The sequence below is a fragment of the Hymenobacter nivis genome (assembly GCF_006439025.1).
GTDB classification, from domain to species: Bacteria; Bacteroidota; Bacteroidia; order Cytophagales; family Hymenobacteraceae; genus Hymenobacter; species Hymenobacter nivis_A.
Window position 1 is genome coordinate 450,963 of record NZ_RCYZ01000003.1, and the last position, 18,197, is coordinate 469,159.

At 63.3% G+C, this 18,197-nt stretch carries 19 protein-coding genes; 10 read left to right on the plus strand and 9 right to left on the minus strand.

All coding sequences use genetic code 11. The features are described 5' to 3' along the window. Positions 1 to 57: 57 nt before the first annotated feature. Positions 58 to 477 (minus strand): helix-turn-helix domain-containing protein, encoded by a 420-nt coding sequence (locus EAH73_RS09740; RefSeq protein WP_140466294.1) that lies wholly within the window; start codon positions 475 to 477, stop codon positions 58 to 60. 156 nt (positions 478 to 633) lie between these two features. Between EAH73_RS09740 and EAH73_RS09745 the strand changes: the two genes are divergently transcribed. From EAH73_RS09745 to EAH73_RS09755, 3 genes are all read left to right on the plus strand, one after another. Then, positions 634 to 1,125 (plus strand): hypothetical protein, encoded by a 492-nt coding sequence (locus tag EAH73_RS09745; RefSeq protein WP_140466295.1) that lies wholly within the window; start codon positions 634 to 636, stop codon positions 1,123 to 1,125. 97 nt (positions 1,126 to 1,222) lie between these two features. Continuing rightward, positions 1,223 to 1,669, plus strand: a complete 447-nt coding sequence (locus tag EAH73_RS09750; RefSeq protein WP_140466296.1) for a hypothetical protein — start codon at positions 1,223 to 1,225, stop codon at positions 1,667 to 1,669. Positions 1,670 to 2,035: 366 nt separating this feature from the next. Then, complete coding sequence (locus EAH73_RS09755) at positions 2,036 to 2,242, plus strand: hypothetical protein (RefSeq protein ID WP_140466297.1); 207 nt, start codon at positions 2,036 to 2,038, stop codon at positions 2,240 to 2,242. 84 nt (positions 2,243 to 2,326) lie between these two features. Here EAH73_RS09755 and EAH73_RS09760 read toward each other — a convergent pair whose 3' ends face one another. From EAH73_RS09760 to EAH73_RS09790, 7 genes are all read right to left on the minus strand, one after another. Further along, complete coding sequence (locus tag EAH73_RS09760) at positions 2,327 to 3,298, minus strand: deoxyhypusine synthase family protein (RefSeq protein ID WP_140466298.1); 972 nt, start codon at positions 3,296 to 3,298, stop codon at positions 2,327 to 2,329. 18 nt (positions 3,299 to 3,316) lie between these two features. Next, a complete protein-coding gene (locus EAH73_RS09765) occupies positions 3,317 to 3,829 on the minus strand; it encodes an STM3941 family protein (RefSeq protein WP_140466299.1) in 513 nt (170 codons plus the stop codon). A gap of 15 nt (positions 3,830 to 3,844) precedes the next feature. Then, positions 3,845 to 4,387: an ATP-dependent protease subunit HslV gene (gene hslV / locus EAH73_RS09770; protein WP_068234536.1), complete on the minus strand. Its 543-nt coding sequence runs from the start codon at positions 4,385 to 4,387 to the stop codon at positions 3,845 to 3,847. Positions 4,388 to 4,462: 75 nt separating this feature from the next. After that, positions 4,463 to 5,359 carry a glycosyltransferase family 32 protein gene (locus EAH73_RS09775; RefSeq protein ID WP_140466300.1) on the minus strand — a complete coding sequence of 299 codons (897 nt, stop codon included), beginning with the start codon at positions 5,357 to 5,359 and terminating at the stop codon, positions 4,463 to 4,465. A gap of 445 nt (positions 5,360 to 5,804) precedes the next feature. After that, positions 5,805 to 8,387: a TonB-dependent receptor gene (locus tag EAH73_RS09780; protein ID WP_140466301.1), complete on the minus strand. Its 2,583-nt coding sequence runs from the start codon at positions 8,385 to 8,387 to the stop codon at positions 5,805 to 5,807. Between the two features lie 159 nt (positions 8,388 to 8,546). Continuing rightward, on the minus strand, positions 8,547 to 10,244 hold the full coding sequence (locus EAH73_RS09785) for a pyruvate dehydrogenase complex dihydrolipoamide acetyltransferase (RefSeq protein WP_140466302.1): 1,698 nt from the start codon (positions 10,242 to 10,244) through the stop codon (positions 8,547 to 8,549). Between the two features lie 93 nt (positions 10,245 to 10,337). Further along, the gene (locus EAH73_RS09790; RefSeq protein ID WP_140466303.1) at positions 10,338 to 10,955 is read right to left on the minus strand and encodes a histidine phosphatase family protein; all 618 of its coding nucleotides are present in this window, start codon (positions 10,953 to 10,955) and stop codon (positions 10,338 to 10,340) included. 123 nt (positions 10,956 to 11,078) lie between these two features. Here EAH73_RS09790 and EAH73_RS09795 point away from each other — a divergent pair, with 123 nt between their 5' ends. The 4 genes from EAH73_RS09795 to menB all read left to right on the plus strand — a co-directional run bounded on the left by EAH73_RS09795 (position 11,079) and on the right by menB (position 15,661). Then, positions 11,079 to 11,513, plus strand: a complete 435-nt coding sequence (locus tag EAH73_RS09795) for a hotdog fold thioesterase (protein WP_140466304.1) — start codon at positions 11,079 to 11,081, stop codon at positions 11,511 to 11,513. Further along, a complete protein-coding gene (locus tag EAH73_RS09800; RefSeq protein WP_140466305.1) occupies positions 11,513 to 12,745 on the plus strand; it encodes a chorismate-binding protein in 1,233 nt (410 codons plus the stop codon). Before EAH73_RS09795 ends, EAH73_RS09800 begins: the two co-directional genes overlap by 1 nt. A gap of 143 nt (positions 12,746 to 12,888) precedes the next feature. Then, complete coding sequence (menD, locus tag EAH73_RS09805) at positions 12,889 to 14,718, plus strand: 2-succinyl-5-enolpyruvyl-6-hydroxy-3-cyclohexene-1-carboxylic-acid synthase (protein WP_140466306.1); 1,830 nt, start codon at positions 12,889 to 12,891, stop codon at positions 14,716 to 14,718. Between the two features lie 118 nt (positions 14,719 to 14,836). Next, positions 14,837 to 15,661 carry a 1,4-dihydroxy-2-naphthoyl-CoA synthase gene (menB, locus tag EAH73_RS09810; protein ID WP_140466307.1) on the plus strand — a complete coding sequence of 275 codons (825 nt, stop codon included), beginning with the start codon at positions 14,837 to 14,839 and terminating at the stop codon, positions 15,659 to 15,661. A 79-nt stretch (positions 15,662 to 15,740) separates the two neighbouring features. Here menB and EAH73_RS09815 read toward each other — a convergent pair whose 3' ends face one another. Further along, on the minus strand, positions 15,741 to 15,926 hold the full coding sequence (locus EAH73_RS09815; protein WP_140466308.1) for a hypothetical protein: 186 nt from the start codon (positions 15,924 to 15,926) through the stop codon (positions 15,741 to 15,743). Positions 15,927 to 16,097: 171 nt separating this feature from the next. On the opposite strand from EAH73_RS09815, the gene EAH73_RS09820 reads away from it, so the two are divergent. Genes EAH73_RS09820 through EAH73_RS09830 form a run of 3 tightly spaced genes read left to right on the plus strand, consistent with a single transcriptional unit; the run spans position 16,098 to position 18,196 of the window. Continuing rightward, positions 16,098 to 16,547, plus strand: coding sequence for a hypothetical protein (locus tag EAH73_RS09820; protein WP_140466309.1), 450 nt, complete (start codon positions 16,098 to 16,100; stop codon positions 16,545 to 16,547). 59 nt (positions 16,548 to 16,606) lie between these two features. After that, on the plus strand, positions 16,607 to 17,056 hold the full coding sequence (locus tag EAH73_RS09825) for a hypothetical protein (RefSeq protein ID WP_140466310.1): 450 nt from the start codon (positions 16,607 to 16,609) through the stop codon (positions 17,054 to 17,056). Positions 17,057 to 17,071: 15 nt separating this feature from the next. Beyond that, positions 17,072 to 18,196 (plus strand): AMP-binding protein, encoded by a 1,125-nt coding sequence (locus EAH73_RS09830; protein WP_240047199.1) that lies wholly within the window; start codon positions 17,072 to 17,074, stop codon positions 18,194 to 18,196. Position 18,197 lies beyond the last annotated feature (1 nt).

An 18,197-nucleotide genomic window follows, 5' to 3' on the forward strand; every position in this document is an offset into this window, starting at 1 on the left:
AATTGACAATACAAAGGTCCGGGGCCCCCGCGGCCGGCTTATGGTGAGTAGCCCAGTTTAAATGGTGACTACTTCCGAAACTTCGGCGCGGCGCTGGGCCCACACCTGCTCGCGGTACTGCTTGGGCGTGCAGCCGGCGAAGCGCTTGAAGAACTTGGTGAAGTTGGACGGGTCGTAGGTGAGGTTCGCGGCAATGGCGGCGATGGGGCGGTCGGTGTCGCGCAGCAGGGCCTGGGCCACGGCCAGGATCTGGGCCTCAAAGTAGTGGCACGGCGGGTGGCCGGTGGTAAGCTTAAGGGTGTTGCTCAGGTGCGTGGGGTGGATGCAGAGCTGGCCGGCAATGTCGCGGATTTCCAGCATCTCGGTGGCCCGGCCGGCCACCACATCGGCCAAGTGCTGGTCGATGGCGCGCCGGAAATCGGCCGTTATTTCGTGCTGGCGGGCCAGTATTTTCTGAGGAATGGGCGTGGTGGCCATGCGGCGGCGGGCGAAGTGATAGGGCGTTGCGAACGGCTAACTTAACCGCTCGCGGCGCATTCTGCTTTTTTGCCGGGGCCCCGGCAGTGGGGCCGTGCAACCTTTTTGGTGGCGTTGGGGTCACCTAAGCACTCCCCCGCCTTTCCGTTCGCCCGTATGCGCTTGCCTCTGCTTCTTGCCGCCTCCCTCGCGCTGTTCAGCTGCCGCAAAAGCGACGACCCGAGCCTGGCACCCAGCGAGGGCGTAGCACTGGCGGCGGAAGAAGACTGCGGCACGCCGGGGCCCAGCGGCTACCTCGTGCTGCTGCGCACCCAGCAGCAGGCCGTGCAGCTGCCGGGCACGGTCGAAACGTTTCTGCTCAGCAAAGACAACGTATTCAACACCAGCGGCAACGACCACCTCATCGCCTCGCTCAGCCGGCAGGAGGGCGACGTGCTGAGCCTGCACTACTGCGGCGTGGTGCACGACGGCATGACCGCCAACGCGGGGCCCGCCCGCAGCAGCATCAGCCTCCAAGATCTGCCCGCCCAGGTGTACCGCCTGCGCATCACCGTGCGCAACCGCCACACCACCGGCACCCTCGACCTGACCACCACGCCCGCCCGCCTCAGCTTCGCCGACACCACGGTGGCCGCCGTGTGGCGCTAATGGGGCCCCAGGCGGCTAGGGTTTTGGGCGCGGGCGGCGTAGATTGGCGCTGTTTTTCACAGCACTATACATTCGTCAGCCTAGCTTATTACTTTTCATGAAGAAAATACTACTTCTATCACTCCTCACCTTTCTTACACATTATTCTTACTGTCAAAGCACACCTGAGAGCATTGTCGCTGAGTTCTTTAAAGAATATCCGAAAGGCCCTGCCAAAGCCGTAGAAACGCTTTATGCTACAAATCCTTGGTCAACGCGAAACAGGGATGGAATTGAACAGATTAAAAGCGAAGTCAATAAGTTGACGCTAGATTACGTGGGCAAATACCACGGCTACGAACCGATAACTAAGCGGCATGCAGGAAACAGCTTCGCATTGCATTCTTATTTGGTACGCTACGACCGTCAGCCTTTGCGCTTCACGTTCGAATTCTATAAAGCTGATGACAAGTGGATTGTGTATGCTTTCAAATTTGACTCAAACATCGACGACGAATTAGAAGAATCTGCTAAGCTTAACTATTTTTCCTCTGAGCCAAAATAAGAGACTTGAACAGAACAAGTTATGCTTAGCTACTTGAGACCACCATATAAAAAGCCCGCCGCTGATAATCAGCGGCGGGCTTTTTGTTTGCCGCCGCACCAAGCGCATTTCACCGACGAGCTGTTGGGCGGCGCAGCTGTTTGAGAAAGCTAATTTTTGCTTCGGTGGGGCCCCCATTTCCTCCGGGCGCGCCGGTCCAGCCAAGAGCGCTGCCAACTCCACCCGGCCGCTGGTAGCCGCGGCGCCGGGTTTCGTAGCGAAAGGATGGGCGTTGGTCGAGTGCATTTTTTTGGGTTGCAACTACAGTATGTCGCGCGGTATCCCGTCTATGCACTTGCCGCTCCGTTTCACCCCGCCCCGCCCGTCATGCTCTACCTATTTGGCCGCCTCGCCCTCAGCGATTCTTACCATTCCCAGCAAGAGGAAGAAGAACTTCATTTCCAGCAAAAGCTGAACGGCCACCGCCCCGAGGGGCCCCAGCCCGCCCCCAGTGCCGCAGCAGCCGACCGCCGCCTGTGTCAGGATTACCACTTACCGCAAGCGGGCTACTTGGCTGCTTGCCGCGCCAGCTAGCCAAGCTGGGGGCCCCAGCCAACGCAAAAAAGCCCGCCGCTGTAAATTCAGCGGCGGGCTTTTAAATGCTTGCGCGGGCGGCAATTATTGCCCCAGCACGATGGCAAAAATCAGCGGGGCCACGATGGTGGCGTCGCTCTCGATGATGAACTTGGGAGTTTTCTCGCCGAGCTTGCCCCAGGTAATTTTCTCGTTGGGCACAGCGCCCGAGTAGCTACCGTAGCTGGTCGTCGAATCCGAAATCTGGCAGAAGTAGCCCCACAGCGGCACCGAGTGGCGCTGCAAATCCTGGTGCAGCATGGGCACCACGCAAATGGGGAAGTCGCCGGCAATGCCGCCGCCAATCTGGAAGAAGCCGATTTTGCTCTCTTCGGTGGCAGTTTTGGTGTACCAGTCGGCCAGGTAAATCATGTACTGGATGCCCGTGCGCATGGTGTGCACGTTCTTGATGTCGCCCGAGATGACGTGGCCGGCGTAGATGTTGCCGAGCGTCGAGTCTTCCCAGCCCGGGCAAATGATGGGCAGGTTTTTCTCGGCCGCGGCCAGCATCCACGAATCCTTGGGATCAATCTGATAGTACTGCTCCAACTCGCCGCTCAGCAGAATCTGGTAGAAGAACTCGTGCGGGAAGTAGGCCTTGCCCTCTTGGTCGGCCTTCTCCCAGAACTTGAGCACCACGTGCTCGAGGCGGCGCATGGCCTCCTCTTCGGGGATGCAGGTATCGGTCACGCGGTTCATGTGGCGGGCCAGCAGGGCCTGCTCGTCGGCGGGCGTCAGGTCGCGGTAGTTGGGCACCCGCTCGTAAAAGTCGTGGGCCACCAGGTTGAAGATATCCTCCTCCAGGTTGGCCCCGGTGCAGCTGATAATCTGCACCTTATCCTGCCGGATGAGCTCAGCCAGCTGAATCCCCATTTCGGCGGTGCTCATGGCCCCGGCCAGGGTAATCATCATTTTGCCGCCTTCGGCAATGTGCTGGTTGTAGCCATCGGCCGCGTCGATGAGCGCCGCGGCGTTGAAGTGGCGGTAGTGGTGCTTGAGGAAGTTGGTAATGTGCATGGGGAAGAATTGAGGTGCTTAATTAAGGGGGAAATCGGGCCGCACCAGCTGGGTAGCAGCGGCCTGTTTTAAGATGTATTCCAGCAGTTGCTCGGGGTCGATGGCAACCCCGCTGAGGTTGATGGCAATCGGCGTGAACCCCAACGCTTGGTTTGCGGCCTTCAGCTTTTGCTTCAAAGGCGAGAGCCGGCCTACGTAGGCGGCTTCGTTGCGCAAGTGCAGGCAAATAAAAAATTCGCGGTTGACGCTCCGCACGTAGGCCCCCGCGATGTCGTGCCAGCGGATGGTGCCCACGCCCAACGTGCGGTCGGTGATGCCGGCGTCGGAGATTTGCAGGCGCGGGCGGCTGTCGAAAAACTGCCAAGCCCCGATGGCAGCGCAAGCCCCGAAAAAAAACACGCTGGCCAAGCCGCCGCCCCAATTGCCTTCGCTCACCACCATCCACCCCCCTACCGCCACGAAGGCCAAGCTGCCACCGGTGAGCAGGGCGTAGCGCCAGCGCGAATTATAGTAGATGAGGTCCTCGGCCATGAGTGCGGACCGCTCTTACGCCGGCTCGGCGATGATGAGGTTGTGGTTGGTGTAGATGCAGATGTCGGCTGCGATGTGCAGGGCGTCCTCTACCATCTGGCGGGCGGTGAGGTGCGGGGCGTGCTTCTTGAGGGCCAGGGCGGCGGCCTGCGCGTACATGGCGCCGCTGCCGATGGCGGCCACGTCCATGTCGGGCTCCAGCACGTCGCCGGTCCCGCTGATGATGAGCAACTCGTCTTTGTCGCAGACCACCATCATGGCCTCCAACTTGCGGAGGTACTGGTCCTTGCGCCAGTCCTTGGCCAGCTCGATGGCGGCGCGCTTAAGGTTGTTGCCGTAGGCGGCCAGCTTCTCCTCGAAGCGGTCGAGCAGCATGAAAGCATCGGCCGTGGAGCCGGCAAAGCCGGTGACCACCTTGCCGTCGTTGAGCTGGCGCACTTTGCGCACGTTGTTTTTGGCCACGTGCTTGTCCATGGTGGCCTGGCCGTCGGCCCCGAGGGCAATCTGGCCGTTGTGGCGCACGCCGAGCACGGTTGTGGAGCGAATTTTTGGGAGCATGGGGCAAAAATACAACGCTTGGTTCCGGCGGTGCCAGAACCAAGCGTTGCCGACACAACTTGGTGCCGCCAAATACTAGGCCGGATGCGTCCTTCCGTGGTGGATGCTGTTCACTTTGGCCAACAGCAAGTGTTTGCTTTTTTTGGCAAAGCTGTAGCAATGAGCCAGTAGCTGGTCCGCATTCTTCATTAGCACAATGGACTCCGTCAACACCGAATAATTCGTTTTGTAAACGGCCCGGTGTGAGGTATGCGCGTAAACCGAATACTGAAGGCTCATTACCGTTTCGTTGGCTACCCGCCGATGCAGCACGGCTGGCAACAACGGCTGAATGGCGACGGTGTAGGCAAGCGGGCCCGTTAGCCTCAGCACCCCAATGGCCCCCGTGCCGTGCAGCCACGGGCGATACTGATCAATGTTTCGGAGGACAGTTTCGATTACTGCCTTTAAGAAAGGGTGGCCAGGGGCCGCAATGATGTGCCACTGTTGGTATTCGCCGCCGGCAATGCCCACCACCTCCTCCGAAGTACCAAATCCTTCGTGTGGCTCGCCAGGCTTATTCCGCCAGTTGGACAGAATGTACCGGTCGTCCGGCCGTATCACTTGCTCGAGTGGGCGGGTGCATGCGCTCTTAATGTCTAAGTAAACGCCCCCGCACTTGTACATCAGCAAGTAGCGGAAAAGGTCTGCCCGGGCCACCCCGTACCGCGGGTTTATCCGTTCAAAGTAGCGAAGGATATGGGGCCCGTAATTTTCGCTGATGAACGCTCTTATGTCGTCGTCGTCGTAAATAACGTGCGCCCACCCCGGGTTGAGCCGCTTGATGTTGTCGACGTTTTCCTGAAGTTCCGGCGGGAGCTTTTTGGACATAAACGTTTGATGAATGATACGGGGGATAACCGTGCTCTCATCAACCTGTGGTAAATTCCATTTGCCGCCAGGCAATTCGAAGAGGATAGAATTTCTCATCATGGGCAGTCCGAAAGGATACAATGAGTACTAGCCAACCGCTAGCCGGCTACCCTATTTTATTAGCCTGGCATGAAGGAACATAGAAAAGAACAAAAAATCAAGGACACAATGCAAATTGATGGTAATTCCCCAAATGTTATAATGCTCGAAATACCAGTGCGTAGGTAGGCCGAAGCTTTCCAAAGCGCCGCAGTGCCGGTGGATAGCGGGGTCAGTGAAACGGTCTTACCTATTCGGGGTTTGCGCGACTGAACAGCGCTTGACCGACGCCCAAAGCTGTCCCAATCATAAAAACTGTCCCGAAATAGTTTTGAAGCACTTTGCCTGAATGGGAAGCCCCGCCGGGCTTCAAAAGCCCATCAGGGGGACGGTTACCTGGTGCTGTTTTCGGCCCGAAACCACCGGCAAACGTTCTGTACCAGCGGGAATAATTGCCCGGGCTAACTTAAAAACGAGCCTGGAGCTTGGCAAAAAGGAAGCGGCCGTTCGAGCCCATTTGCACGGGGTCCCAGGCGCCGCCGGTTTCGGTGGCCTGGGGGTTGAAGAAGTTGGGGTACTTGTTGAACAGGTTCGAGCTGCCCACCGAGAGGCGCAGCTGGTTGGTGAGGGCATAGCTCAGGGCTACGTCGGTGGTCAGGCGCGGGTCGTAGCGGTTCAAGTCGCCGTTGTAGTCGATGAGCGACACGCCGCCGAACTCCACGAACCGCACCAGGGCCCCAAACCGGCCGAGGCTGTAATCGAAGGTGAGGTTGATTTTGAAAGGCGGCGCGGAGGCCTTCACAAATGCCTGCTCGCGGGGCCCGAAGAAGACGTCTTCCTTGCCGGCCAACAACGGCGTCGTTTGCACCCGCGTCACGTTCAGGCGGTTGAAGTTGGCGGCCAGCGTGGTGGTGAGGCGGCCGGCGCCCACACCCAGCGTATTGGCCACCACGGCGTCGAGGCCGAACGTGCTGGTAGAGGCCGCGTTGGCAAAGAACTGTGCCTGGCCCACGCTCAGGGCCGTGAGGGTGGGCCCGATGATGTTGTCGTCGCTGCCGAACGTGCCGGTGAGCACAATCCGGTCTTGGATGTGGATGTAGTAGCCATCCACGGTAAACGTCAGCACCGAACCAGCGCGGCCCGTGAAGCCCACGCTGGCCGAGCGCGAAAGCTCGCGCGTGAGCGGCGGAATGCCCACGGCCCGGGTCACGGGACCGCTGTTGCGGTCGAGCAAAATGTCAACCGGCTTGCCGCCCACCACGTTGGTAAACACGGTGTTGAAATTGATTTGCGCCAGCGAGGGGGCCCTAAAGCCGGTGCTCAGCGTGCCGCGCAGCGAGAAAGCGTCGCTCAGCTTGAGGCGCGTGGCCAGCTTGCCGGTGAAGTTGCTGCCGAAGTCGGTGTAGTTCTCGAAGCGCACCGCGCCTTCCACCAGCAGGGCCTTGGTCACGTCCAGCTCGGCGTCGGCGTACACGCCCACGTTGCTGCGGCTGGCCTTCACCTCGTTGCGCGGCTGGAAGCCGGGGAAACCCTGGGCCCCGCCCGCCACGCCCGAGCCCGGCGCGTAGTTGGTGTACGAGCCCGCCTCGCCGGCAAACAGCGAATACCACTCGCGGCGGTACTCGCTGCCAAAGGCTAAGTTGAGGCCCTGGAGCACGGTTTTGTAGTTGCGGCTCACGTTGAGGTCTACCACGTCTTGCTGGAGCTGGAAGCCGCCCGCGTCAAACGTCGTCGGCGACTGGGCCCCCAGCGTGGCGTTCAGCGTATTTTTCACGCCGTAGTGGAAGTTGTTCGAGCCAAAGCCGTTGCTCAGGTCCACGTCCCACTGCCCGAAGGTGCCGCGCACGCCGGCCACCCCGTGCCCGTCGAAAATGCTGCTCGTGATGATGGGGTCGAAGCCGTTGGGGTAGAGCGTGGCGTTGCTGCGCGGGTTCGGGATGTCGTTGCCGTTGCCGTCGCTGATGGTCGGGAAGCGGGTGTAGGCGTAGGCGTCGCCCTTGCGCACGTTGATGCCGCCGAACACGTAAGCGTACACATTCTCACTCAGCGGCAGCTTGCTGTTGAGGTACACGGAGGTGTTGGTCGCCTTGGGGTCGCCGTACTGGCGGCGCTGGATGCCGTCGGGGGCCGGCACGTTGGCGCGCTGGGTGTGCTCGCGCTGGTTGAAATCGACGGTGGCGTTCACGAAGCCGCCCTCGCCCACGGCCACGCCGTAGTTGGCGTTAGCGTTGAAGTTGCCGCCGTCAAAAGTCTTGTCGTCGAAGCGGTACTTGGCGGTGTAAGCGCCGTAGTTAGCGTTGGCCGTCAGCTCCTTGGTGCTGGTTTTCAACACGATGTTGATGACGCCCGCAATGGCGTCGGAGCCGTACTGGGCCGAGGCCCCGTCGCGCAATATTTCGATGCGCTCGATGCTGGCGGCCGGAATCGTGTTTAGGTCGGTGCCCGTGTTGCCGCGGCCGCGCGAGCCGAACAGGTTTACGAGCGCCGACTGGTGCCAGCGCTTGCCGTTCACCAGCACCAGGGTTTGGTCGGGGCCCAGGCCGCGCAGGCTGGCGGGGTCCACGTGGTCGGCGCCGTCGGCGCCGGTCTGGCGGTTCGAGTTGAAGGACGGGGCCACGAATTGCAGCAGCTGGTTCACGTCGAGCTGGCCGGTTTTGGCCGTCACCTGCCGTACGTCGATGATGTCAACCGGCGAGGGCGAGTCCGTTACCGAGCGGTTGAGGCTGCGCGTGCCCACTACCTGCACGCCCTCCAGGGCGGTGCTGTTGGCGGCCAGGCGCACGGCCACGGGGCCCCCTTCGGTACCCACTTCCTGACTGGTGTAGCCCAGGGCGCTGATTTGCAGCCGCGGCTGGGCCGAGCGCGCCCGCAGCACGAAGCGGCCGGTAGCATCGGTGCTGATGCCGTTGTTAGTCCCTTTTTCCACCACCGTGGCCCCAATAATGGGGGCCCCAGCCGCGTCCAATACTTGGCCAGTCACTGTGCGGCTCTGGGCCCAGGCCGCGCTGCTGGCCAGCACGAGCGGCACAATCAGTAATTTTTTATTCATAATCAGAAAATAGGATGATGACCCGTAAATATAGGCTCCTTCCCATACCATCCTAATTACCTGGGGCCCCTACGGCCATAAATGCAAAGAATCAGCCCGGTGGGGGCTGATTCTTTGGGGCATTTTTAGAAATTAAACCGCTTTTGCAGCGACTAGGGGTCAGATCAGCATCCGCATGGGGTCTTCCAGCAGCGCCTTTACCGTTTGCAGGAAAGCCGCGCCGGTGGCACCGTCCACCACGCGGTGGTCGCAGCTCAGCGTCACCTTCATGATGTTGCCGATGGCCAGCTGGCCGTCCTTCACCACGGCGGTTTGCTTGATGCCGCCCACGGCCAGAATGCAGGCATTGGGCTCGTTGATGATGGCCGTGAACTCGTCGATGCCAAACATACCCAAGTTGCTGATTGTGAAGGTACTGCCTTCCCACTCGGCAGGCTGGAGCTTCTTGCTCTTGGCCTTGCCGGCCAGCTCCTTCACCTCGGTGGCAATCTGCGAGAGGCCCTTGCCGTCGGCGTTGCGGATGACGGGCACCAGCAGGCCTTCGTCCACGGCCACGGCCACGCCGATGTGGATGGCCTTGTTCTGGCGAATCTTGTCGCCGAGCCACGACGAGTTGATGACCGGGTGCTGGCGCAGGGCCACGGCCGAAGCCTTGAGCACCAAGTCGTTGAAGCTCAGTTTCACCGGCGAGAGCGTGTTGAGCTGGGTGCGCACCTCCATGGCCTTGTCCATCAGGATTTCCATCGTGAGATAGAAATGCGGGGCTGTGAACAAGCTCTCCGACAGGCGCTTGGCAATCACCTTGCGCATCTGCGACACCGGCGTGTCGGTGTAGGTGCCTTCGGCCGCGGCGGGGGCCGGCGCCGCTTTCGGGGCCGGGGCAGCGGCGGGCAGGGCGGCGGCGATGTACTCGTTGGGGGCCGTAGCGGGCGCAGCAGCCGGCGCAGCGGCGGCCTGGCCGGGCGTGAAGGCTTCCACGTCGCGCTGCACGATGCGGCCGTTGTCGCCGCTGCCCTTCACCTGGGCCAGGTTGATGCCTTTCTCTTTGGCGATGCTCTTGGCCAGCGGCGAGGCCAGGATGCGGCCGGTGGGCGCCTCAGCGGCAGCGGGCGCAGCGGCGGGCGCGGGGGCCCCGGCGGGAGCTGCCTCGGCAGCAGCAGGAGCTGGGGCGGCACCGCCGCTCTGGCCGCCCAGCAGCGCCTGAATGTCAGCGCCTTCTTCGCCGATGATGGCCAGGATGCCGTCCACGGCTACGGCTTCGCCGGCCTTGGGGCCCGTGTAGAGCAGGGTGCCGTCCTCGTAGTTTTCGAGCTCCATCGTGGCTTTGTCGGTCTCGACTTCGGCCAGGATATCGCCGGCTTTTACCTTGTCGCCCACCTTTTTCAGCCAGGCGGCGATGGTGCCTTCGGTCATCGTGTCGCTCATTTTAGGCATGAGCACCACGGTGGCTTTCTTGCCGTTGGCGGGCGCGGCCGGGGCTGCGGGAGCCGCCGGCTTGGGGGCCTCGGCGGCGGGGGCCGGAGCGGGTTTGGGGGCCTCGGGCGCGGGGGCCGGGGCGGCCTCGGCTTTGGGCGCAGCGGGGGCCCCACCACCGTTCAGCAACGCCGAGAAATCTTCACCCGGCTTGCCCACGATGGCCAAAATGCCGTCTACGGCCACGGCTTCGCCCTCTTTGGGGCCGATGTAGAGCAGGGTGCCGTCGTCGTAGTTTTCGAGCTCCATCGTGGCCTTGTCGGTTTCGACTTCGGCCAGGATATCGCCGGCTTTAACGTTGTCGCCCACTTTTTTGAGCCAAGCCGCGATGACGCCTTCGGTCATCGTGTCGCTCATTTTGGGCATTTTTATGATTTCGGCCATCGGGTTGTCGCGCTTGGGTTGATTGGGCCAAAATTAGCCCGAAAAGTTGGCCGCGCCAACCGGCCGGGGCCCACCGGGGGCCGGGGGCCCCGCTCAGCCTTGCAAATGGGCGGTATCAAGGAAATTTTTCACCGTAAACACCGTCCCCGTAAACTCCAGCTTGTACAAACACAAGTTACTGTGCTCGAAGCCGTCCATGCAGCGGAGCGGATAGTGCAGCAGCTGGCAGAGCAGCACGCGCAGGGCCCGGCCGTGCAGGCACACGAGCACGGGGTCTTCGTCGGCGCGGGCCTTAAGCAGCTCGATGAACGGACGCTGGCGGGCGGCTACTTCGGCGGGGCTCTCGCCGCCTTCGAGGCGGGCGTGGTCGTCGCCAGCGGCCCAGGCGGCCAGCGTGGCGCGGTACTCGGCATCTTCGGCCACCGTGATGCGGGTGCCCTCGCGGCGGCCCCAGCTAATCTCGTTCAGGGCCGTGTGCGCCTCGTGGGGCAGCCCCAAATCGAGGAAGCCCTGCACCGACTGCCGGGTGCGGCGCAGCGCCGAGGTGTAGACTTTAGCGAACGGCACGTGGCCGTAGGCAGCAAAAAACTGCGCAGCTTGGCGGCGGCCGGTGTCGTTCAGGTCGGAGTCGACGCCGCTGCCCTGCACGATGCTTTGCACGTTGAAATCGGTCTGGCCGTGGCGCAGCAGGAAGATGGTCCGGGGCCTCACGTTTCGGGGTAGTTTTGCGGAACAATGGCCCAAAGTACGGGTTCCTAAGTTTAGTTATTCGCCGCCAGTTGCCGGGCGCGGCAAACGCATCACCTGCCGCCCCAAACCACCACCCCGCCACCCATGACCCTCGACGAAGTAAAGGCCTGGACGGCCACCCGCCCCACCTTGGCCGATGCCCTCGGCATTGAGCTAACCGCCCTCACCGACGACTACATCGAGGGGCGCATGCCCGTGGACGGCCGCACCCACCAGCCCATGGGCCTGCTGCACGGCGGGGCCTCGGTGGCACTGGCCGAAACGCTGGGCAGCGTGGGGGCCGCCAGCCGCGTGGACCCCACCAAGCAGGCCTGCGTGGGCCTAGAAATCAACGCCAACCACCTCAAGGGCGTGCGCGACGGCTGGGTGCACGGCCGGGCCACGCCGGTGCACGTGGGCCGCAGCACGCAGGTGTGGGAAATTCGCATCACCCACGAAGAAACGGGGGCCCTGGTCTGCATCAGCCGCATCACGATGGCCGTGGTGGACCTGCCGGCCGCTAGCCCACGCCCCGCCTAATGCCGCTGCCCGAACCGCGCTTGCTGCCGTGGCCGCCCGCCGCGGCGGGCCTGGGGGCCCTGGCCCGGCTGCGCCACCTGGTAGCGGGGGCCCTGCGCACGGGCCGCCCGCTGGCCGTGTGGCGCGAGCCCGGCGCCGGCCGCCCGCAGCTGCTCGTGAGCCGCTCGCTCGAAGCCGCCTACACCGGCCTGCCGCCCGCCCTCGACGCGGGGGCCCCGGCGGGCTTCGCCTTTTTTCCCTTCCGCGACTCCGACCACAACCCGGCCTTCTTCCTGCCCGCCGACGTGCGCTACGACGCCGCCCGGCCCGACGCCATCCTGGTGGCCCCCGCCGCCCGCGAGCTGCTGCCCAACATCGCGGCGTGGCTGGCCCTGCCTACGCCCGCCGAACTGGCCTGGCACTACAGCCCGCAGCCCGCCCCGGCCGCGGCCACCGAGGCCGAGTACACAGCATTAGTACGCGAGGGCGTGGCCGCCATTAAGGAGAAGGCGGTGGTGAAAGTGGTGAGTTCGCGGGCGGCGCGGCGGCCGCTGCCGGCTGGGTTTGATGCGCTGGCGGCGTTCAACAAGCTCAGCGCCAAGTACCCGCAGGCGTTTGTGTCGCTGGTGAGCGTGCCGGGCGCGGGCACCTGGCTGGGGGCCACGCCCGAGGTACTGGCCGAGGTCACGGCCGGCGGGCACTTCCGCACCGTGGCACTGGCCGCCACCCAGCCCGCCACCGAAGCCGCTTCGCCGCGCACGGCCATCTGGCGGCAGAAGGAAATTGAGGAGCAGGCACTGGTGGCGCGCTACATCGTGAGCTGCTTCAAGCAACTGCGCCTGCGCGAATACCAGGAAACGGGGCCCCGCACCGTGGTGGCGGGCCAGCTCCTGCACCTGCGCACCGACTTCGAGGTGGACCTGACCGCCGTGCCCTTCCCCAACCTGGGCACCGACATGCTGCGCCTGCTGCACCCCACCTCGGCCGTGGGCGGCATGCCCAAGCTGGCGGCGCTGGCCTTTTTGCGCCAGCACGAGGGCTACGACCGCGCCTACTACAGCGGCTTTTTGGGCCCCGTAAACGTGGCCGCGCCCGGCGTTGCCCGCCTCTTCGTGAACCTGCGCTGCCTGCAAGTGCGCCCCCACGAGGCCATCCTCTACGCCGGCACCGGCCTCACGGCAGACTCGGACCCGGACCGCGAGTGGCAGGAAACCGAAATGAAACTGCAAACCGTGGGCACGGTCTTACAATGAACGCTTTAGAATTACTCTAGGGCCCCCAGGCCGTTATGCGGAGCGCAGCAAAGTCTCTTTCCTGCTCAGCTAATCATGTTTACTGCTGCGCGCTGCCTGACAACCTGGGGGCCCTAAATCAATTATTACGATTACCTGCTTAAATGAATAACCAAGCCGTTTTCAACATCGCCGAAATCTGCGCCCGGCACGGGATTACCGACGTGGTGCTCTCGCCGGGCTCGCGCTCGGCGCCGCTCACGCTGGCCTTTGCGCGGCACCCGGCCTACCGCGGCCGGCTGCGCGTGGTGCCCGACGAGCGGGCGGCGGCGTTCATCGGCCTGGGTATCGCGCAGGCCACGCGGCGGCCGGTGGTGCTGGTGTGCACCAGCGGCACGGCCGGCCTCAACTACGCGCCCGCCGTGGCGGAGGCCTTTTTCCAGCAAATCCCACTGCTCATCCTCACCGCCGATAGGCCCCCGGAGTGGATCGACCAGCTCGACGGCCAAACCATTCGCCAGCGCAACCTCTACGGGGCCCACGCCAAGGCGGCCTTCGACTTCCCCGCCGATACCACCCACCCCGACGCCAAGTGGCACGCTGAGCGCCTCATTAACGAGGCCATCAACCTAACCCAGGCGGGCCCCGCCGGCCCAGTGCAGGTGAATATCCCGTTGCGCGAGCCCTTTTACCCCAAGGCGGGCGAGGAGGTGGTGTACGAGCAGGATGTAAAAATCATTCGGGAAGACCAGGCAAACGCCGTGCTGCCCCCGGCCGAAATCCTGGACCTGCGCCAGCAATTGCGGGCCGCCGGCCGCGTGCTGGTGGTGGCCGGCCAGCAGGCCGGGGGCCCTGGCCTGACGGCCGCGCTCTACGACTTTGCCGCGGCGCGGCGGGTGCCGGTAGTGGCCGACATCATCGCCAACCTGCGCGATGTGCCCGCCGTGCACCGGCAGGATATTTTCCTGGCCGGCCTGCCCACGGAGCAAAAGGCCGCGCTCCAACCCGACTTGCTCATCACTTTCGGGCAGTCGCTGATTTCGAAGAGCCTGAAGCTGTTCCTGCGCGACGTGGCCCCGGCGCAGCACTGGCACCTGCAAGCCACGGGGCCCGTGGCCGACACGTTTCGGAGCCTCACGCGCATCGTGCGGGTGCAGCCGGCCGCGTTTTTCCAGCAGCTGGCCTCGTTCGAAACCAAGGACTACGGCCCTGCGCTGGGGCCCGGGGCCCCAGCAGCGGCGCCAGCAGCACCGGACCAGCACTCGGGTACGGATAGCTCAGAAGCTCTTGATCTAGGTTCGATTCCTAGCGCGACTACCACCGAAACACCCGTGACCTGGCAGCGGGCCGATGCGGCGGCGGCGGTATTTCTGGAGGACTTCTTTGCGGCCGAAGATCAGCCGTTTAATGAGTTTTCAGCCTTCCGCCACGCGCTGGGGGCCCTGGCCGACGGCACCGCCCTGCACTTGGCCAACAGCATGGCCGTGCGCTACGCCAACATCCTGGGCCTGCCGACGGACCGGCAAATCGAGGTATTTGCCAACCGCGGCACCAGCGGCATTGACGGCTGCAACAGCACCGCCGTGGGCGGGGCCCTGGCGCAGCCCGCGCGGCCGGTGGTGCTGCTCACCGGCGACGTGGCGTTTTTCTACGACCGCAACGCCTTTTGGCACAACTACCCCGTGCCCAACCTGCGGGTGGTGGTGTTCAATAACCACGGCGGCGGCATTTTCCGTATGATTGAGGGGCCCCGGCAGCAGCCCGAGCTGGAAGAGTTTTTTGAAACCCACCAGGCCCTGACGGCCGAGAACCTCTGCCGCGATTTCCAGCTGCGCTACTTCCCGGTGGCGTCGTTTGATGAACTTGCGGCCGCGCTGCCGGTTTTCTTTGCCCCCGAGGGCGGGGCGGCGGTGCTGGAGGTTTTCACCGACAGCCAGGCCAACGCCGCCTTTTTTGAGGATTACCGTGCGGCCGTTAAAACCGCTTTCTCTTAACGTTTTGTCATGCTGGCGAAGGGAGCAACTTATCACGGCTGCTTTCGTCAGAATTATTCACCGCTTGGGCGTTGCGAACGTGATAAGGTGCTTCGCAGGCTCAGCATGACAGTTTTTTATGTCTGAAAAAATCGAGTGGACGCCCATCAAGGAGTTCAAAGAAATCCTGTTCTCCCAGCACGGGGGCATTGCCAAAATCAGCATCAACCGGCCGCAGGTGCACAACGCCTTCACGCCCCTCACGGTGGACGAGATGATTGAGGCGATGGACATTTGCCGCAACCGCACCGACATCGGCGTGATTGTTTTCTCGGGCGAGGGCGGCAAGGCCTTCTGCTCGGGCGGCGACCAGAGCGTGCGCGGCCACGGTGGCTACGTGGGCGAAAACGCCGTGCCCCGCCTCAACGTGCTGGACTTGCAGAAGATGATCCGCAGCATTCCCAAGCCCGTGATTGCGATGGTGGCGGGCTGGGCCATCGGCGGGGGCCACGTGCTGCACGTGGTCTGCGACCTGACCATTGCCGCCGATAACGCCCGCTTCGGCCAGACGGGCCCCAACGTGGGCTCGTTCGACGGCGGCTTCGGGGCCTCGTACCTGGCGCGGGTGGTGGGCCAGAAGAAGGCCCGCGAAATCTGGTTCCTCTGCGACCAGTACGACGCCCAGGAAGCCCTCGACATGGGCCTGGTGAACAAAGTGGTGCCCCTGGATAAGCTGGAGGAAACCACCGTGGCCTGGTGCCACAAAATCCTGCAAAAGAGCCCCTTGGCCCTGCGCATGCTCAAATCCAGCTTCAACGCCGAGCTCGACGGACAGGCCGGCATCCAGGAGCTGGCCGGCAACGCCACGCTGCTCTACTACCTGAGTGAGGAAGCTAAAGAAGGCAAAAACGCCTTCCTCGAAAAGCGCCAGCCGGACTTCTCGAAGTTCCCCAAGTTTCCGTAGCCGCTGCGCTGCATCGCACAAAAAAGCCCCGCCAGTTTGGCGGGGCTTTTTGCATTTAATTAGCTATCTATCAACAGTATCAGAAGCTTCCGCCCATGTACTGGCATCCCCAGCACCAGGAGAAAAACCAGCGCAACCGCGCGTGCTTGCGCTCCTTTTTGGCGGCCTTGGCGGCTAGCTTGGCGGGCGTGTGGACGGCGGCGGGGCGGGCGACGTTTTCAACGAGGGGCGCCGGGGGCGCCAGCGGCTGCGAATAGGGAGTCATGGCCGTAAGGGTTAGGTGGGAGGTAGGTAATAATAGCGATTTTTTTCGGAAAAAGCAAGCCAAATTGCCCCGGGCTTTGTTGCCAACGTGCTCATCGCCTTTGGCGTGCGGGTGCGCGGGCCACCAAACCCGCGCCTTGGTTTGACCCGCCCCCGGGGCTCCTTTCACCGCATGACGGACGCTGAATTTCACGAAGCCCTCGGGCGCATCCGGCGGCGGCACTGGCTGCACTACGGGGCCCAGGCCCTGCTGATGGGCGGCGCGGTGCTGGCCACCGGCCCCCGCATGGCGGTGGGCGCCGCCGCCAACCCGCGGCTGGCCACGTGGCCCCTGCTGCTGCTGCTGGGGGCCCTGATGCCGGTGGTGGGGGCCCTGCTCTACGCCGTATCGCGCAGTTTGCGGCCCAACCTGCGGCGGCCCTACGCCGAAAACCTACGCATTTACCAGGCCCGCATCTTCTTGCGCGACAGCCTACTGGGCCTCCTAGCGTTGCCCCTACTGGCCTCCTACGTTGTAACGCACGCGGCCACCGACCTGGCCATTTGCGGCGGCCTGCTGCTAGTTTTGGGGCGGCTCACGGTTCCGTCGGCCCCCACGTACCAGCGCTGGCTGCTTGGCTAGGGCCCCGACCGGCGGCGGTTGGCGCTGGTTTTTCGCTCGCTACTCACTTTTCATAGTCCGTGCTAGCCCGAATTGTAGAACGCTTGCTTGACGGAGATAACTACCCGACAGCAGTCAAAACAATTTTCGTCGTGTTGTTTTTTGCCGTCGCATTATTATTATTCAATAATTTTGAAAAAACGCCTACTCAAGCAGAAGAAATAATTCGCAATCAAAATAGCTCTTTTGCAGGAGCGCTTTGGAATAAATTACCGAGTCCAAGCGCTGGCTATCAATTATTTATTGGCAAAGAGTTCGATTGGATGAGACTTCCCAACCTGACGCATTATTACCCAGCGCCGTTTACATCAGATTCCATTCGCGCTTCCTCCAATTATCAGGTAGTTAGAAAAGCGTCCTTGCCATTTTACGTGGAAGCTGGCGATAGTTTGATCAAAAAGAAGGGTGAATTAACCGTTTTGGTAAAGCGCGGAAAAACCACTCGCGTGTTCAACTATTGCAGCTTTTAGCAATAATTCTTTGTTTTGATTAACTCCCTCCCCACTTCCCTGCTGCTCAACGGCCGCGAATTCACCTACGCGGCCATCCAGCAGTACCCCGCCGCGGTGCCCGCGGACCTCAACGGCTACGAGGCCCGCGTGCTGGAGCGCGTGCGCGAGTGGCTGAACGGCTCGCAGGAATTTACCCTCACCACCTCGGGCAGCACGGGCCCGCCCGCGCCCATTGTGCTGCGGCGGCGGCAGCTCGAAGCCTCGGCCCGCCGCACCGGCGACTTCTTCGATTTGGGCCCCGGCGACCGGGCCCTGGTCTGCCTCAACTGCGAGTACATCGGCGGGCTGATGATGCTGGTGCGCGGCCTGGAGCGCCGCCTGCACCTCACCGTGGTGGAGCCCCGGGCCGACCCGCTGGCCCTGGTGCCGGCCGAGGCCGAATTCGACTTCGCCGCCTTCGTGCCCTTGCAGCTGCGGGCCGTGCTGGCCGCCGGCCACGCCCCGCGCCTCAACCAAATGAAAACCATTTTGGTGGGCGGGGCCCCCGTGGACGCCGCGCTGCTGGCCGCCGTGCAGGCCCAGCTCACGGTGCCGGTCCTGCTCACCTACGGCATGACGGAAACCTGCTCGCACGTGGCCTTGCGGCGGCTAAATGGGCCCCGGGCCACCACTGCCTTCCGGGTGCTGCCGGGCATTGCGGCCGGGCAGGACGCGCGCGGCTGCCTCACGCTGCGCGGCGACGTGACCGACGACCAGCTCGTGGTGACGAACGACCAGGTGGCGCTGCATGCGGAGGACCACACGTTTGAGTGGCTGGGCCGGGCCGATTTCGTCATCAACTCGGGCGGGGTGAAGGTGCCGGCCGAAAAGGTGGAGCTGGTGCTCGACGTGGCCCTGGCCGAGCTGGGGGCCCCGCGCCGCTGCTTCGTGGCCGGCCGGCCCGACGAGCGCCTCGGCCAGGCCGTGGCCGCCTACGTGGAGGGCCCCGCCCTGCCTGCCGCCGCCGAGGCCCAGCTGCGCGCCCTGCTGGCCGCCCGCCTGGGCCCGTACGAGCAGCCCCGGCACCTCGTGTTCGTGCCCGAATTTCAGACCACGGCCTCTGGCAAGCTCGACCGGGCGGCCACGCTGCGCCGCCTCGAAACCCCGAATTTGATTTGAT

Bases quoted from the DNA above. Each gene is read 5' to 3' on its own strand.
- EAH73_RS09785 (WP_140466302.1), bottom strand. From the start codon at position 10,244: ATGGCCGAAATCATAAAAATGCCCAAAATGAGCGACACGATGACCGAA.
- menB (WP_140466307.1), top strand. From the start codon at position 14,837: ATGTCTGAAAAAATCGAGTGGACGCCCATCAAGGAGTTCAAAGAAATC.
- EAH73_RS09745 (WP_140466295.1), top strand. From the start codon at position 634: ATGCGCTTGCCTCTGCTTCTTGCCGCCTCCCTCGCGCTGTTCAGCTGC.
- EAH73_RS09815 (WP_140466308.1), bottom strand. From the start codon at position 15,926: ATGACTCCCTATTCGCAGCCGCTGGCGCCCCCGGCGCCCCTCGTTGAA.
- menD (WP_140466306.1), top strand. From the start codon at position 12,889: ATGAATAACCAAGCCGTTTTCAACATCGCCGAAATCTGCGCCCGGCAC.
- EAH73_RS09750 (WP_140466296.1), top strand. From the start codon at position 1,223: ATGAAGAAAATACTACTTCTATCACTCCTCACCTTTCTTACACATTAT.
- EAH73_RS09760 (WP_140466298.1), bottom strand. From the start codon at position 3,298: ATGCACATTACCAACTTCCTCAAGCACCACTACCGCCACTTCAACGCC.
- hslV (WP_068234536.1), bottom strand. From the start codon at position 4,387: ATGCTCCCAAAAATTCGCTCCACAACCGTGCTCGGCGTGCGCCACAAC.
- EAH73_RS09795 (WP_140466304.1), top strand. From the start codon at position 11,079: ATGACCCTCGACGAAGTAAAGGCCTGGACGGCCACCCGCCCCACCTTG.
- EAH73_RS09765 (WP_140466299.1), bottom strand. From the start codon at position 3,829: ATGGCCGAGGACCTCATCTACTATAATTCGCGCTGGCGCTACGCCCTG.
- EAH73_RS09740 (WP_140466294.1), bottom strand. From the start codon at position 477: ATGGCCACCACGCCCATTCCTCAGAAAATACTGGCCCGCCAGCACGAA.
- EAH73_RS09800 (WP_140466305.1), top strand. From the start codon at position 11,513: ATGCCGCTGCCCGAACCGCGCTTGCTGCCGTGGCCGCCCGCCGCGGCG.
- EAH73_RS09755 (WP_140466297.1), top strand. From the start codon at position 2,036: ATGCTCTACCTATTTGGCCGCCTCGCCCTCAGCGATTCTTACCATTCC.
- EAH73_RS09820 (WP_140466309.1), top strand. From the start codon at position 16,098: ATGACGGACGCTGAATTTCACGAAGCCCTCGGGCGCATCCGGCGGCGG.
- EAH73_RS09780 (WP_140466301.1), bottom strand. From the start codon at position 8,387: ATGAATAAAAAATTACTGATTGTGCCGCTCGTGCTGGCCAGCAGCGCG.
- EAH73_RS09775 (WP_140466300.1), bottom strand. From the start codon at position 5,359: ATGATGAGAAATTCTATCCTCTTCGAATTGCCTGGCGGCAAATGGAAT.